At 72.3% G+C, this 14,681-nt stretch carries 15 protein-coding genes; 8 read left to right on the forward strand and 7 right to left on the reverse strand.

The annotated features are described in order from the left end of the window. The first annotated feature begins 172 nt into the window (after positions 1 to 172). From ACIA8R_RS00200 to ACIA8R_RS00230, 7 genes are all read left to right on the forward strand, one after another. Entirely contained in the window at positions 173 to 1,693 is a 1,521-nt protein-coding gene (locus tag ACIA8R_RS00200) for an N-acetylmuramoyl-L-alanine amidase (RefSeq protein WP_364099963.1), read from the forward strand. Between the two features lie 118 nt (positions 1,694 to 1,811). Then, positions 1,812 to 2,819 carry a LacI family DNA-binding transcriptional regulator gene (locus tag ACIA8R_RS00205; protein WP_397035601.1) on the forward strand — a complete coding sequence of 336 codons (1,008 nt, stop codon included), beginning with the start codon at positions 1,812 to 1,814 and terminating at the stop codon, positions 2,817 to 2,819. Continuing rightward, positions 2,816 to 4,318, forward strand: a complete 1,503-nt coding sequence (locus ACIA8R_RS00210) for a sugar ABC transporter ATP-binding protein (RefSeq protein ID WP_397035603.1) — start codon at positions 2,816 to 2,818, stop codon at positions 4,316 to 4,318. Before ACIA8R_RS00205 ends, ACIA8R_RS00210 begins: the two co-directional genes overlap by 4 nt. Next, positions 4,308 to 5,285, forward strand: a complete 978-nt coding sequence (locus ACIA8R_RS00215) for an ABC transporter permease (protein ID WP_352358766.1) — start codon at positions 4,308 to 4,310, stop codon at positions 5,283 to 5,285. Before ACIA8R_RS00210 ends, ACIA8R_RS00215 begins: the two co-directional genes overlap by 11 nt. Before the next feature lie 18 nt (positions 5,286 to 5,303). Beyond that, the gene (locus ACIA8R_RS00220) at positions 5,304 to 6,248 is read left to right on the forward strand and encodes a substrate-binding domain-containing protein (protein ID WP_364099954.1); all 945 of its coding nucleotides are present in this window, start codon (positions 5,304 to 5,306) and stop codon (positions 6,246 to 6,248) included. Then, positions 6,245 to 6,634 (forward strand): D-ribose pyranase, encoded by a 390-nt coding sequence (gene rbsD / locus ACIA8R_RS00225; RefSeq protein ID WP_357707062.1) that lies wholly within the window; start codon positions 6,245 to 6,247, stop codon positions 6,632 to 6,634. The genes ACIA8R_RS00220 and rbsD overlap by 4 nt, the downstream gene beginning before the upstream one ends. Before the next feature lie 66 nt (positions 6,635 to 6,700). After that, on the forward strand, positions 6,701 to 7,996 hold the full coding sequence (locus ACIA8R_RS00230) for an MFS transporter (RefSeq protein ID WP_397035606.1): 1,296 nt from the start codon (positions 6,701 to 6,703) through the stop codon (positions 7,994 to 7,996). A 1-nt stretch (position 7,997) separates the two neighbouring features. On the opposite strand, the gene ACIA8R_RS00235 is transcribed toward ACIA8R_RS00230, so the two are convergent. Genes ACIA8R_RS00235 through ACIA8R_RS00250 form a run of 4 tightly spaced genes read right to left on the reverse strand, consistent with a single transcriptional unit; the run spans position 7,998 to position 10,882 of the window. Next, positions 7,998 to 8,750 (reverse strand): SDR family oxidoreductase, encoded by a 753-nt coding sequence (locus tag ACIA8R_RS00235; RefSeq protein ID WP_357707064.1) that lies wholly within the window; start codon positions 8,748 to 8,750, stop codon positions 7,998 to 8,000. 24 nt (positions 8,751 to 8,774) lie between these two features. After that, positions 8,775 to 9,353: a helix-turn-helix domain-containing protein gene (locus tag ACIA8R_RS00240; protein WP_357707065.1), complete on the reverse strand. Its 579-nt coding sequence runs from the start codon at positions 9,351 to 9,353 to the stop codon at positions 8,775 to 8,777. Positions 9,354 to 9,402: 49 nt separating this feature from the next. Continuing rightward, on the reverse strand, positions 9,403 to 9,786 hold the full coding sequence (locus ACIA8R_RS00245) for a hypothetical protein (RefSeq protein WP_357707066.1): 384 nt from the start codon (positions 9,784 to 9,786) through the stop codon (positions 9,403 to 9,405). Positions 9,787 to 9,790: 4 nt separating this feature from the next. Beyond that, the gene (locus ACIA8R_RS00250; RefSeq protein WP_397035609.1) at positions 9,791 to 10,882 is read right to left on the reverse strand and encodes a glycosyltransferase family 9 protein; all 1,092 of its coding nucleotides are present in this window, start codon (positions 10,880 to 10,882) and stop codon (positions 9,791 to 9,793) included. A 171-nt stretch (positions 10,883 to 11,053) separates the two neighbouring features. On the opposite strand from ACIA8R_RS00250, the gene rfaE2 reads away from it, so the two are divergent. Beyond that, a complete protein-coding gene (gene rfaE2, locus ACIA8R_RS00255) occupies positions 11,054 to 12,535 on the forward strand; it encodes a D-glycero-beta-D-manno-heptose 1-phosphate adenylyltransferase (RefSeq protein ID WP_364099941.1) in 1,482 nt (493 codons plus the stop codon). Here rfaE2 and ACIA8R_RS00260 read toward each other — a convergent pair. Genes ACIA8R_RS00260 through ACIA8R_RS00270 form a run of 3 tightly spaced genes read right to left on the reverse strand, consistent with a single transcriptional unit; the run spans position 12,507 to position 14,600 of the window. Then, on the reverse strand, positions 12,507 to 13,286 hold the full coding sequence (locus tag ACIA8R_RS00260) for a hydrogenase maturation protease (RefSeq protein WP_357707069.1): 780 nt from the start codon (positions 13,284 to 13,286) through the stop codon (positions 12,507 to 12,509). The genes rfaE2 and ACIA8R_RS00260 overlap by 29 nt on opposite strands. A 1-nt stretch (position 13,287) precedes the next feature. Further along, positions 13,288 to 14,178 (reverse strand): hypothetical protein, encoded by an 891-nt coding sequence (locus tag ACIA8R_RS00265; RefSeq protein ID WP_364099938.1) that lies wholly within the window; start codon positions 14,176 to 14,178, stop codon positions 13,288 to 13,290. Further along, positions 14,166 to 14,600 (reverse strand): hypothetical protein, encoded by a 435-nt coding sequence (locus tag ACIA8R_RS00270; protein WP_397035612.1) that lies wholly within the window; start codon positions 14,598 to 14,600, stop codon positions 14,166 to 14,168. Before ACIA8R_RS00270 ends, ACIA8R_RS00265 begins: the two co-directional genes overlap by 13 nt. Positions 14,601 to 14,681: the final 81 nt, after the last annotated feature.

The following is a 14,681-nucleotide window of genomic DNA, read 5'->3' on the forward strand; positions in this document are numbered from 1 at the left end:
TTTCACGCCACCTCTTGGACGGCGGGCGGAAAGTTTCACCTAACACGTCTGTAATGTCAATTATCGACATTGTGTCAGAGGTGACGTACGTTGGGCCGCATTCGGCGGCCAAACGCGGGCCGCGGCTCCGCGCCCGCGTTCCACCCGTCACCCCCCAACGAGGAGCATCCCCATGATTCTCGCCCGCACGCGATTAGCTGCCCTCGCCACCTCCGCCCTGACCGTCGCCCTGATCACCGCGGGCCAGCCCGCCGCCCAGGCCGCCCGGGAACCCGCGCTGCCGGCGGCGTTCGCCAAGGCCGCCTCGGCCAGCGACGTCCCCCGCGACCTGCTGGTCGCGCTCGCCTACGCCGAGACCCACCTCGACGACCACCAGGGCAAGCCCAGCGCCAGCGGCGGCTACGGCCTGATGCATCTGGTCAGCAACCCCACGGCGCACGCGCTGGAGAAGGCCGCCGAGCTCACCAGCCTGCCGGTCGAGAAGCTGCGCTCCGACAACGAGTCCAACATCCTCGGCGGCGCCGCCGTCCTCCGCTCCTACGCCGACGAGCTCGGCCTGGACGACGCCGCCCGCAAGGACGCCGGCCGCTGGTACCAGGCCGTCGCCAAGTACGGCAACGCCTCCTCGCCGGAGACCGCCCGCCTGTACGCCGACGCGGTCTACGAGCAGCTCGGCCTGGGCATCAAGGCCAGGGGCGTGACCGTCAAGCCCCAGGAGGTCACCGCCGACCGCGGCGAGTACGCCAACGCCCGCGACCTGAACGCCCGCTCCGACGTAGGCGTGCTCAGCACCGACTACGGCCCGGCCGCCTGGGTCGCGGCCAGCTCCAGCAACTACACCGCCTCCAGCCGGCCGTCGAGCTACGCCATCGACCGCGTGGTCATCCACGTGACGCAGGGCTCGTACGCCGGGACGATCTCCTGGTTCCAGAACTCGGCCGCGCAGGTCTCGGCGCACTACGTCGTCAAGTCCTCCAACGGCGCCATCACCCAGATGGTGCGCGAGAAGGACGTCGCCTGGCACGCCGGCAACTGGACGTACAACACCAGGTCGATCGGCATCGAGCACGAGGGCTACGTCAGCGAGGCCTCGTGGTTCACCGACGCCATGTACCGCGCGTCGGCGGCCCTGACCAAGGCCATCTGCGACAAGTACGGCATCCCGAAGGACCGCGCCCACATCATCGGGCACAACGAGGTTCCCGGCGCCGACCACACCGACCCGGGGTCGTACTGGAACTGGACCACGTACATGAACTACGTGACCGGCGGCGGCACGCCCTCGTGGTCCACCACGGTGGACAACGCCACCTCCGGCAAGTTCACCGCCAGCGCCAACTGGGGCACCTCCGCCTACTCCGCCCAGCGTTACGGCGCCGACTACCGCTTCGCCGACCCGGTCGCCTCCAGCGACCCGGCCTGGTACCAGGCCGCGATCCCCAGCGCGGGCACGTACAAGGTGGAGGTCTGGTATCCGTCCGATCCCGGTTACAACAGCTCGGCGCCGTACATCGTGGCGGCCTCGGGCGGTAACCAGACCGTCTACGTCGACCAGCGTTCCGGCGGCGGAGGCTGGCGCAGCATCGGCACCTTCTCGCTGAACGCCGGCACCTACAACGTCGTCGGCATCAGCCGGTGGACCGCCGGCACGGGCCTCGTCATCGCCGACGCGGTCCGGATCAGCAAGGTCTGACCCCCCAACCCACGAAGCCGGCTCACACCCTCTCCCCCGGGGGGTGTGAGCCATTTCACTTTGCCAATCATGTAATCGATTTCATAAGCTGCCGTGTAATCGATTACACGGAGGAACGATGGCAAGGATCAAGGATGTCGCCGCGCAGGCCGGTGTCTCCGTCGCCACGGTCTCCCGCGTGCTCAACGACAACCCCTCGGTCAACGAGGAGACCCGGCGCCGAGTTTACGACGCGATGAACGCGCTCAACTACGTGCCCAACGCCGTCGCCCGCTCCCTGCGCACGACCGCGACCAGGACGATCGGCCTGATCATCGGCGACGTCCTGAACCCGTTCTTCACCGAGCTGGCCAGAAGCGTCGAGGACGAGGCCAGGCGCGAGGGCTTCACGGTCGTCATGGGCAACGCCGACGAGCGCGCCGACCAGCAGGACCACTACGTGCGCACGCTGCTGGAGCAGCGCGTGGACGGGCTGCTGATCTGCCCGACCGCCGAGGTCACGCCGCTGGTGCAGCAGCTCGCCGAGGCTGGCCGGCCGGTGGTCTTCCTCGACCGCACGATCTCCGGGCTCGACGTGCCCTCCGTGCGCTCCGACGGCGCCGCCGCCATCGCCGAGCTGGTCCGCCACCTGCGCGAGCAGGGCCACCGCCGGATCGCCCTGGCCTCCGGCCCGGCCACCCTGTCCACCGGACGCGAGCGCACGGACGCCTTCGCCACCGCGATGGCCGCCGAGGGCCTGGAGGTGCGCCCCGAGTACGTGCGCCCCGGCGACTTCCGCGAGGGCAGCGGCCGGCGCATCACCGCCGAGCTGCTCGACCTGCCCGAGCCGCCCGAGGCCATCTTCTTCGGTGACAACCTGATGACGCTGGGCGGGCTGGAGGAGATCCAGGCCAGGGGCCTGCGCATCCCCGCCGACGTCGCCGTCGCCTCCTTCGACGACGTGACCTGGTTCAAGCACACCGCCCCGCCGATCACCGCCATCGCCCAGCCGACCGCCGAGATGGGGCGCCTGGCCGTCCGGCTCGTGATCGGCCGGATCCAGAGCGGGCAGGCGGCCGACTCGCACGTCCTGCCTGCTCACCTGGTGATTCGCCGATCTTGTGAGCGGAAAGGGATCATGGAGTGAGCGCGGAGATACTCAAGGCCGAGGGCCTGCGCAAGGTCTTCCCCGGTGTCGTGGCACTCGACGGCGTCGATCTCAGCCTGCGCGCCGGCGAGGTGCACGTCCTGCTCGGCGAGAACGGCGCGGGCAAGAGCACGCTGATCAAGATCCTGTCGGGCGCGTACCGGCCGGACGGCGGGCGCGTCACCGTCGACGGGCAGCCGGTGGACATCCGGTCGGCGGGCGACGCCCAGCGGCTCGGCATCGCCACCATCTACCAGGAGTTCAACCTGGTCCCCCAGCTCACCGTCGCGGAGAACCTGGCGCTCGGCCGCCCGCCGCGCCGCTTCGGGCTGGTGGACAAGAAGCGCATGGAACGGCAGGCCAAGGCGCTGCTCGACCGCGTCGGCGTGGACGTCGACCCGGCGACCCCGATCTCCCGGCTCGGCATCGCCCGGATGCAGATGGTGGAGATCGCCAAGGCGCTCGCGCTCGACGCCCGCGTGCTCATCATGGACGAGCCCACCGCCGTGCTCACCTCCGGCGAGGTCGCCAAGCTGTTCACGATCGTCCGCCAGCTCCGCGACGAGGGCGTGTCGATCGTGTTCATCACCCACCACCTGGAGGAGATCGCCGAGATCGGCGACCGGGTGACCGTGCTGCGCGACGGCAGGTCGGTCACCGAGATCCCGGCCGACACCCCGCAGGACGAGCTGGTCAGGCTCATGGTGGGCCGCCCGATCGACCAGCAGTTCCCGCGCCAGGCCGCCGAACGCGGCGAGGCCCTGCTCAAGGTCTCCGGCCTCGGCCGCAGGGGCGTCTTCGACGACGTGTCGTTCGAGGTGCGCGCCGGTGAGGTGGTCGGGGTCGCCGGGCTGGTGGGCGCCGGCCGCACCGAGGTCGCGCGGGCCGTCTTCGGCGCCGACCGCTACGACGCCGGCGAGGTGGTCGTGCGCGGCAGGCGCCTGGCCCCCGGCGACGTGCACGCCGCCATGGAGGCCGGGCTCGGGCTGGTCCCCGAGGACCGCAAGGGCCAGGGCCTGGTGCTCGGCGCGGACGTGGCCGAGAACCTGGGCCTGGTCACCATGCGCGCCGCCACCCGCGCCGGCTTCGTCGACCGCGCCGGCCAGCGCGAGGCCGCCGGGAAGGTGGCCGAGCAGCTCGGCATCCGGATGACCGGCCTGGACCAGGAGGTCCGCACGCTGTCCGGCGGCAACCAGCAGAAGGTCGTCATCGGCAAGTGGCTGGTCGCCGACGCGGGCGTGCTCATCCTCGACGAGCCGACCCGCGGCATCGACGTCGGGGCCAAGGTCGAGATCTACCAGCTCATCAACGCGCTCACCGCCTCCGGGCACGCCGTGCTCATGATCTCCAGCGATCTGCCGGAGGTGCTCGGCATGAGCGACCGCATTCTGGTCATGGCCCGCGGCAGGCTCGTCGGCGAGCTGCCCGCGACCGGGACCACGCAAGACGACGTCATGGCCCTCGCGGTCACGGATGTGGAGGGTCCCCGTGCCAAGTAGCACCGTTCCGAACAAGCTCACCGGCCGCCGGTCGCCCGCCGCGGCCTGGTTCGCCGAGAACGGCGCGCTCGCCGCGCTCGTCGTGCTGGTCGTGGCGCTGTCGTTGTTGTCGTCCGACTTCCTCAGCGTGACGAACCTGCTCAACGTCGGCGTCCAGGCGGCCGTCACCGCGATCCTGGCCTTCGGCGCCACGTTCGTGATCGTCACCGGCGGCATCGACCTGTCCGTCGGCTCGGTCGCCGCGCTGTCGGCGATCGTCCTGGCCTGGACGGCCACCAGCGCCGGGCTGCCGTGGCCGGTCGCCGTGGTGGTCTCGCTGGCCGTCGGCGTCGTGTGCGGCCTGGTCAACGCGGCCCTGATCGCGTACGGGAAGCTGCCGCCGTTCATCGCCACGCTGGCCATGCTCGGCATCGCCCGCGGCCTGGCCCTGGTCATCTCGCAGGGCAGCCCGATCGCGATGCCCGACTCGGTCTCGCACCTGGGCGACACCCTCGGCGACTACCTGCCGATCCCGGTGCTGGTGATGCTGGTCATGGGCGTGATCGCGGCCGTCGTGCTCAACCGCACCTACCCCGGCCGGGCCATGTACGCCATCGGCGGCAACGAGGAGGCCGCCCGGCTGTCCGGCATCAAGGTCAACCGGCAGAAGCTCATCACGTACGCGCTGTCCGGCGTCTTCGCGGCGGTGGCCGGGATCGTCCTGGCCAGCCGCCTGGCCTCGGCCCAGCCGCAGGCCGCGGCGGGCTACGAACTGGACGCGATCGCGGCCGTCGTCATCGGCGGCGCGAGCCTGTCCGGCGGCAAGGGCAGGGCGCTCGGCACCTTCGTCGGCGCGCTCATCCTCGCCGTGCTGCGCAACGGGTTGAACCTGCTGTCCGTCTCGGCGTTCTGGCAGCAGGTCGTGATCGGCGTGGTGATCGCGCTCGCGGTCCTCGTCGACACCCTGCGGCGCAGGGGAACGAACTAGGAAAAGGAAGTAAAGATCATGCGGATTCCCGCGATTGTCATGGCCGGCGCCGCGCTCACGCTCGGCCTGGCCGCCTGCGGCTCCTCCGGCGACGGCGGCTCCGGAGGCACGTCCTCGGGGGGCGGGGACATCAAGATCGGCATGTCGGTGTCGACTCTGAACAACCCCTACTTCGTGCAGCTGCGCAGCGGCGCGGAGGCGGAGGCCAAGAAGGAGGGCGTCACGCTGACCGTCACCGACGCCCAGAACGACGCCTCCCAGCAGGTGAACCAGGTCCAGAACTTCACCAGCCAGAACATGAAGGCGATCATCGTCAACCCCGTCGACTCCGACGCGGCGGCCCCGGCGGTCAAGGCGGCGGACCGGGTCAAGATCCCGGTGATCGCGGCCGACCGCGGCGTCAACGGCGCCGAGGTGGCCCAGACGGTGGCCTCCGACAACGTGGCCGGCGGCAAGCTGGCCGCCCAGGAGCTGGCCAAGCAGCTCGGCGAGAAGGGCAGCGTGGTCGTGCTGCAGGGCACGGCGGGCACGTCCGCCTCGCGCGACCGAGGCCAGGGCTTCGCCGACGGCATCGCCGCGTACCCGAACATCAAGGTCGTGGCCAAGCAGCCGGCCGACTTCGACCGCACCAAGGGCCTGGACGTCATGACCAACATGCTCCAGTCGAACCCCGGCATCACCGGCGTCTTCGCCGAGAACGACGAGATGGCGCTCGGCGCGATCAAGGCCCTGGGCGCCAAGGCGGGCCAGCAGGTCAAGGTCGTCGGCTTCGACGGCACCCCCGACGGCCTGAAGGCCGTGCAGGCGGGCACGCTGGCCGCCAGCGTCGCCCAGCAGCCGTCGCTGCTCGGCCAGCAGGCGGTGCAGGCCGCGGTCAAGGCCGCCAAGGGCGAGACCATCGAGAAGACGGTGGCCGTGCCCGTCAAGGTGGCGACCAAGGAGAACGTCGCGGACTTCCAGTGAAGCGCGCGGGGATACTGAACGCCGAGCTGGCGGGGGCCATGGCCCGGCTCGGCCACACCGACCAGGTGCTGGTCTGTGACAGCGGGATGCCCGTGCCGCCCGGCGTCCGGGTCGTCGACCTGGCGTTCCTGCCGGGCATCCCGGCCTTCGCCGACGTGCTCGACGGGCTGCTGGCCGAGCTCGTCGTCGAGGGGGCCACGGCGGCCGAGGAGGTGCGCGCGGGCAACCCGGGCTGCGCCGAGCTGCTCTCGGCCCGGCTGCCGGGGCTGGCGTACGTGCCGCACGAGGAGCTGAAGCTGCTGTCGGCGGGGGTGCGGCTGGCCGTCCGTACCGGGGAGGCCACGCCGTACTCGAACGTGATCCTGCGGTGCGGGGTGGCGTTCTAGGGACGCCTGCCCCGGGCGCTGGGAAGCGGGCGGAGGAAGATCTACTCTGGCGTCGAGGGAGGCGCCATGACCCACGAGGCAGCAGAGCCGGACCCCGCCCGACTCCGTCGCGTCGCCATGGCGAGCGCGGTCGGCACCACGATCGAGTGGTACGACTACTTCATCTACTCCACGGCCGCCGCGCTGGTCTTCGGCTCCCAGTTCTTCTCACCGCTCTCGCCCGCCTCGGGCACGCTGGCCGCGTTCGCCACGCTCGGCGTCGGGTTCCTGGCCCGGCCCGTGGGCGGCCTGGTGTGGGGCCACTTCGGCGACCGGCTCGGGCGCAAGGCGATGCTGATCGCGTCCCTGCTGCTGATGGGCGCGGCCACGGTCGGCGTCGGGCTGCTCCCCACCTACGACCAGATCGGGGTGCTGGCCCCGATCCTGCTCCTGGCCCTGCGGTTGCTCCAGGGGCTCAGCGCCGGCGGTGAGTGGGGCGGCGCGGCTCTGCTCGCCGTCGAGCACGCCCCGCCCGGCCGGCGGGGCCGCTACGGGCTGTACTCCCAGGTGGGCGTGCCCGCCGGGCTGATCCTGGCGCAACTGGTGTACGTCGCGGTGACGGCCAGGCTGTCGGAGGCGCAGTTCACGAGCTGGGGCTGGCGGCTGCCGTTCCTGTTCAGCATCGTGCTGGTCGGGGTCGGGCTGTTCATCAGGCTGCGGGTGGCCGAGACGCCGGTGTTCCGGGCGCTGGCCGCCGAGCAGGCCCGCAGCAGGCGGCCCGTCCTCGACGTCTTCCGCGAGCGGCCGCGGGCGCTGCTGATCGCCTCGGCCAGCTTCATCGCCAACACCGCGATCGGCTACGTGTTCCTCGCCTACCTCCTGTCCTACGGCACCCAGGTGCTGAAGGTCGGCAGGAACGTCATGCTGGTCGTGGTGATCATCGGCAGCCTGACCTGGCTGGCCGGGATCGTGGCCTCGGCGATCTGGTCCGACCGGATCGGCCGCAAGCCGGTCTACCTGGCCGGCTCGGTGCTCCTCGTGGTCTGGGCCGTGCCGTTCTTCCTGCTGGTGGACACCAAGGCCGCCGCGCTGATGGTGGTCGCCGTGGTGGTGCTCAACGTGGGGCTCGCCGCGACGTACGGGCCCCAGTCGGCGTTGTTCGCCGAGATGTTCGAGGCCCGCTACCGCTACAGCGGGGTCTCCTTCTCGTACGCGGTCGGCGCGCTGCTCGGCGGCGGGTTCGCCCCGCTGGTCGCGACGGCGCTGCATGAGGCGACCGGCACGTCGTTGTCGGTGTCGGCGTACATGGCCGGGGTCGGGCTGATCAGCCTGGTGGCGGTGCTGGCCATGAAGGAGACCCGTACGCCGCAGGCGGCCGGCTGAGTCAGGCCGTGGCGCCGCCGTCGATCACGTGGTCCTGGCCGACGACGAAGCTGGACTCCGGCGAGGACAGCCACAGCGCGGCCGCGGCGATCTCCTCCGGGGTGGCGACGCGGCCGATCGGCAGGGCGTCGCGCATGCGCTCGTCGCGCTCGGCGCGCGTCTCGCCGGGCCGCATGGACATGGGCGAGTCGATCGGGCCGGGGCTGACGGCGTTGACGCGGACGCCGTCGGCGATGTGGTCGCGGGCGGCGGTGCGGGTCAGGTGGCTCACCGCGGCCTTCGAGGCGGCGTAGGCGGCGGCCCCGGGCAGGCGCCAGTGGGCGCCCAGGTTGCTGGCCACGTTGACGATCGTCCCGCCGCCGTGTTCGCGCATGTACGCGATCTCGTGCTTCATCGACAGGAACACGCCCTTGAGGTTCACCGCGAGCACGGTGTCCCAGGTGTCCTCGTCGTAGTCGGCCACCGGGGCCAGCATGCCGAAGACGCCCGCGGCGTTGAGCGCCATGTCGAGCCCCCCGTAGCGGGTGACGGCGGCCTCCACCATGGCGGCGACGGAGGCCGAGTCGGTCACGTCCACGGTGAAGCCGGCGGCCCGCCCGCCCTCGGCCTCGATCTCCTTGACCACCTCGCCGAGCCGTCCGGTGTCCCGCCCGGCGGCCAGCACGGACGCGCCCTTCCTGGCGTACGCCAGCGCGGCGGCCCGTCCCACGACCCCGGTGGCCCCGGTGACCACCACGACTTTTCCTTCAAACACCAAGAACTCCTAGAACGATCGGTCTTAAATTTGGACGGCCACCATGGCCTGCTCGACCGCGTCGCGCAGGCGGCGCGGGTCGGGATCGGCGCGCCCGAGCACGCGCAGCCCCTGCAGCAGCACGAGCAGGAACCTGGCCAGCGCGTAAGGGTCCTTCGACTCCGGGATCTCCCCCTGGGCACGGGCGCGGACCAGCGCGGCGGCCAGCGCCGTCTCCAGCTCGGCCCAGCTCGCCGTCACCCGGCGCGACAGCTCGGCGTCCCGCGAGGCGAACTCCACGGCCGTGTTGACGACCATGCAGCCGCGCCGCAGCTCGTCGGCGAGGATCTCGGCCACGTACGCGTCGAGGAAGGCGCGTACGGCCGGCACCGCTGGCCCCGGCTGGGCCAGCGGCTCGACCACGTTACGCCGGGCCAGGTAGCGCTCCAGCGCCTTGACGTAGAGCTCCCGCTTGCCGCCGAAGGTGCCGTAGATGCTGGCCCGCGCCAGCCCCAGCCGCTCCACCAGGTCGGCCATCGAGGTCGCCTCGTAACCGCGCTCCCAGAACAGGTCGAGCGCCCGGTCGAGCGCGACCTCGGGATCGAACTCCTTGCTCCGTGCCACGCGGTGAAGCTACCACATTCAAGAACGAGCGGTCTAATTTGTTCGGCGTCTACGCACCCGGCTCACGGAACTCCGGGGCCTGGCCGTCGTCCGGCCGGTCCAGGTTCGGGTTGAGGGATTCGAGCGGCGTGTCGTCCGCGACGGCCCGCTCGGCGGCGGCGCTCTCCTCCACCGGCCGCTGCCGCGGGATGCTCAGCAGGCCGAGGCTGTCCTGCTCGCCCCGCCGCCTGATGACGTCGTTGATCGCCTCGGCCATCTCCTCCCTGGAGTAGCTGCCCTCGGGCAGCTCGTTGAGATGGGCCAGCATGTCGGCGGGGATGCGCACGTGCGCGGAGACCCGCGCGTACACCTCGCGGACCGCTACCCGGTCCCGCCCCTGGAACGCCTCGTCCAGGGCCTCCTGGAGCTCGTCCAGCACAGCGTGATCAGCCATTTCCTTACCCCTTCAGTAGGTCTTCGGCCTGCTCGGTCACGTCGTCCACCGAGACGTCCGCGACCCACGTCCCGTCGTGCTCGCAGCGTTCGGCCTCCACGTCCACGCCGCTCGCGCCGCAGGACGGGCACCGGGTGGTCCAGGAGACCAGCGGCCGGTGCGCGGTCCTGGTGAGCGGCCCCGCGTTGATGAGGTTGCCGCACCAGTAGACGGCGACCGTGGGGGTGCCGACGGCCGCGGCCAGGTGGCGCGGGCCGGTGTCGTTGGAGATCACCAGGTCGCAGCGCTCGTACAGGGCGGCCAGGCCGCCGAGGGTCAGCGTGCCGACGACGGGGATCACCGGGTACCCGCGCCCGCGCATGGCCGCGATCGTCGCCTCCACCAGGTCCTTCTCGGCCGAGTTCCCGGTCACCGCGACGGGCCGGCCGAGCCGGTCGGCCACCTCGGCGAAGCGTTCGGCGGGCCAGCGCCGCCGCGGGTCCGTCGCCCCCGGATGCAGCGCGATCAGCCGGGACGGCGGCTCGCCGAACGACTCGGCCAGCTCCGCCCGGTCGCGGCCGGTGACGGGTACCTGCGCTTCGAGCCGCTCGGCGAGCCCGCCGACCAGCTCGGCCACCTGGAGGAAGCGCAGCGTCTCGTGCTGGAAGTACGTGTAGGGCACCCACCGGTCCAGTTCCTCGGCGTCCGGGGAGCGCAGCCCGGCGGTCACCCGCGCCCCGAGCGACCGCAGGAACGGGTTGGTGAAGCGCCCGCCGCCGTGGATCTGCACCGCCAGGTCGAACGACCGCTCCCGCAGCTCGGCACGGGTCTCGTCGGGCACCGGGTAACCGTGCTCCGGCGTCGAGACCCCCGAGATCGGCGGCAGCGCCACCACGTCGTCCACCGGGCCCGGCCGCCCGGACAGGAACTCGGCGTGCCACGGCGTGCCGAGCAGGGTGAGCCTGGCCTCGGGGTAGGCCCGCTTGATCGCGTCGATGGCCGGCAGCGCGACCAGGTAGTCGCCGATGGCGTTGGCCCGCAGGACGGCGACGCTCCGCACGTCCCCCACCAGGCCGGGCCGGGCCGTCATCGGGTCTCCGGCATGTAGTCGTAGCATTCCGCGCTCCTGTCCACAACGGTGGTCGGCAGCCCGCAGCCCAGCTCTCCCATTGGCCGGCTGGTCCTTGGCCGGGCTACCCGGCAGGGATGGCCCATAACTTCGGTTATGGGACGAACCTATTTGAACCGATATGCGTTTGAGCTTGGCTTTCGCAGGTATTCGCCCTCCATGGGCACCCTGAGGGAAGAGACGGTCAGCGCGGTCGTCGTCGGCGACGTCATGCTCGACTCGTGGCTGCACGGCTCGGCCAAGCGGCTGGCCCAGGAGGCGCCGGTGCCCGTGCTGAACCTGGAGGCGGTCGAGGACGCGCCGGGCGGGGCCGCCAACACGGCGGCCAACCTGGTGGCGCTCGGCGCCCGCGTCCGGCTCGTCGGCGTCGTGGGCGACGACCCCTGCGGCGACCAGCTCGTCCAGGCGTTGCGGCTGCTCGGGGTGGAGACGGACCTGCTGCCGGTGCCGGGACGGCGTACCGCGCACAAGCGGCGCCTGGTGGCCGGCGGCCAGCTCGTCGCCCGCTACGACGAGGAGGACCGTGACGTCGTCCCGCCCGAGACCGAACGGGACCTGCTGGCCCGCCTCTCGGACGCCGTGACGGGCGCGGACGTCGTCGTGGCCTGCGACTACGGCGGCGGCGTGTTCACCCCGGCCGTGCGGCGGTCGCTGGCCGGGCTGCCGCTGCTCGTGGTGGACGCGCACGCGATCGCGCCCTGGGGCGAGTGCGGCCCGGCGGCGGTGCTGCCCAACTACGCCGAGGTGGTGCACCTGCTCGGCGAGGCAGCCGACACGACCGTTGCAACCGACGCCGTCGACCGGCCGGCGTACCTGATGGCGCGTTCGGAGCGCATCCTGGCCGCCACCCGGGCCCGGATCGCGGTGACCACCCTGGACGGCGAGGGCACGCTGCTGCACAGGGCCGGCCGCCCGCCGTACCGGACCTACGCCCAGCCCGCGCCGCCGCACATGGCGACCGGCGCGGGCGACACCTACACCGCGGCCTTCTCGCTCTGGCTGGCCGCCGGCGCGACGCCGGAGGAGGCCGCAGAGGCGGGCCAGGCCGCCGCCGGAGTGGTCGTCCGCCGCCCCGGCACGGCCGTCTGCACCCGCTACGAGCTGCTGCGCGCCCTGCGCCGCCAGGAGGGCACCGTGCAGGCCCCCGAGCGCCTGGCCCAGCTCCTGGACGAGCACCGGCGCAGGGGCGAGCGGATCGTGTTCACCAACGGCTGCTTCGACGTGCTGCACCGGGGGCACGTCAGCTACCTGGAACAGGCCGGGCAGCTCGGGGACGTGCTCGTGGTCGCGGTCAACAGCGACCTCAGCGTGACCCGGCTGAAGGGCCCGGGCCGCCCGGTCAACCCCTGCGAGGACCGCATGTCGGTGCTGGCCGCCCTGAACGACGTGGACTACGTGACCGAGTTCGACGAGGACACCCCGGAGCGGCTGATCAGGCTGATCAGGCCGGAGATCTACGTCAAGGGCGGCGACTACACCCCGGAGATGCTGGCCGAGGCGCCGCTGGTGCGCTCGCTCGGCGGCGAGGTGCGGGTGCTCGACTACCTGCCCGACCGCTCGACGACCGCCGTCATCGGCCGCATGCGCTCGGCGCCCGGCGAACCGGACACGGTCAGGCCCTTTCCGCCAGCACGTCCATGACCAGCGAACGCACCATCCGCAGGGCCTCCTCGACCGCCCCGCGCACCGGCTCGCTCAGCTCCACCAGCACGTCGTCGGTGACCAGCCGGGCCGGCTCGCAGCACAGCACGAGCACCCGCTCGGGCACCCGGCCGAGCTCCCGCGCCATGCGCAGCACCTTGACCGGGTCGAGGCCGTGGTTCTCGGCCCCGGCGCCGCCCGGGCAGGGCAGGTCGTGCAGGTCGGGTTCGAGCAGGGTGAGCGTGCCCGGCTGCTCGCCGCGCGGCGCGGCGTCCACGAGGATCGCGGCCTCGTAGTCGCGCTGGAGCGCGTAGGCCAGGTCGAGGCCGCGGCTGCCGAAGTCGATCACGTCGGCGGGCAGGTCGTCGTCGGCAAGGCGGCGCACGACCTCGACGCCGAAGCCGTCGTCGCCGAGGAAGACGTTCCCGATCCCGGCCACCAGGACGCGCGGACGGCAGCCGCCTCCGACGGGTTCGAGCTCCTCCGCCGAGTAGAAGAACCGGTGGCACGGCAGCCTGGACTCGCCCAGGTCGCGCAGCGGGTCGCCGGCGAGGGTGACGCCGACGTGGAAGCCGCCGTCGTCGTCCCGCTCGACGCTCTCGACCACCGCCAGGCGGCCGTTGAGCGCGAGGTCGAGGATGTCGGCGCGGCTCTTGGGGCGCAGGCGCACCCGGCTGCCCGGGGCCAGCCGCACGCCGTCGACGATCGCCTCGGCCGGGCCGAGCCGTTCGGGGTGGGACCGAGTATCCATGTCACGTCTCCCGCATGGTGCCGTGCAGGCGCATGAGCTCTTCCGGGGTGAGCGCGGCGCAGTGGTCGAGGAGCTGGTCGATCTCCGTGGCGTCGAACGTGCCGCCCTCCGGCGCGACCTTGGGATGGTCGTAGAGGATGACCGGCGCGGACAACATCGTGTGCCGGTCGCCCTCCTCGCCCACCAGCACCGGCCAGGTACCGATGTTGTGGCAGCCCGCGGCGAGCGTCCGCAGCGCGTCGGGCGGCTCCATCAGCGAGACGAACCGGCCGCCCGGCGAGCTCACCACCGTGTGCGCGGAGATCAAGGTGTGCTTCATGGCCTCCGCCCGCGAGTCGCCCTGCCACGGGCTGGTGTTCGCCACCCGGACGGTGATCCGGAACAGGCCCTCGCGCAGCCGTTCGGCGAACACCTCGGCCCGGCCGCTCAGCGCCTCCCAGCCGCGCAGCAGCACGCCCTCGCCGTCGAGCCATTCGGCCCGCTGGCCCGGCGGCACGTGGATCTCCATGCCGGCCGGGCAGCCCAGCAGGTCGGCCAGGCGCAGCCCGGTCTCGGCCACCTCGCGCTCCTTGGCCTCCTCCCTGGGCCGGTGGCGGACGCCGCCGACGGTCAGCTCGGGCACGCGGACCAGCTCGCCCTCGCGCTGCACGGCCACCTCGCAGGTGACCAGGTGCAGGAAGCGCACGTGCACGTCCACGACGTCGTCGCCGCCGGCCTCCAGCAGGCACTGGGTCTGGGTCAGCCACGGGTTGCCCTCGTGCGCCCGGCCGTAGGACTCGGGGTGCACGCCGCCGAACGTCCAGCGCCGCCGGTCGGCGGCGGAGCGGCGGCTGGGCCACAGCAGGTGGTCGCCGTAGAGGACGGCCCTGGCGACGCGCCTCACATGGTCCATCTGCCGGCCCCCACGCCGGGCTCGGACCGGACGATCTCGACCTGCTCGACCTCCGGCGCCGCGTCGCGCACGGCCCGGCGCACCGCGTCCGCCGAGCCGCCCCCGCCCCCGCCCTCGCCGTCGTCGCCGAGGCGCAGGCGTACGAGGTCGCCCTCGACGGCGACCACCTCGGCGCCGGTGCCGCGCAGCGCGTCCTCGACCCGCGTCCGCACGTCGATCGGGTGGAGGTCGTGCAGCAGCAGGAGGTGCGCGACCACGTCGTCGGCGGCCAGCCGGGCGGCCAGTTCGTCGTCGGCCGCGGCCATGATCCGTGTGAGGCCCTCGCCGTAGAGGTCGAGCAGGGCCTGGGCCAGCTCGACGGCGGGCGGTTCGGCCCGTTCGAGCAGGCTCTCGATCCTGCCGATGCGTGCGTTCAGCGACATGAACCCTCCCGGACGGTCATGCCGTCAGGAAACCTGTCGTATTTAGCGGCATTCATCGGCCTTAAGCCCCCCAAGTGGCCA

The sequence above is a fragment of the Nonomuraea sp. NPDC051191 genome, from assembly GCF_044455665.1.
GTDB lineage: Bacteria > Actinomycetota > Actinomycetes > Streptosporangiales > Streptosporangiaceae > Nonomuraea.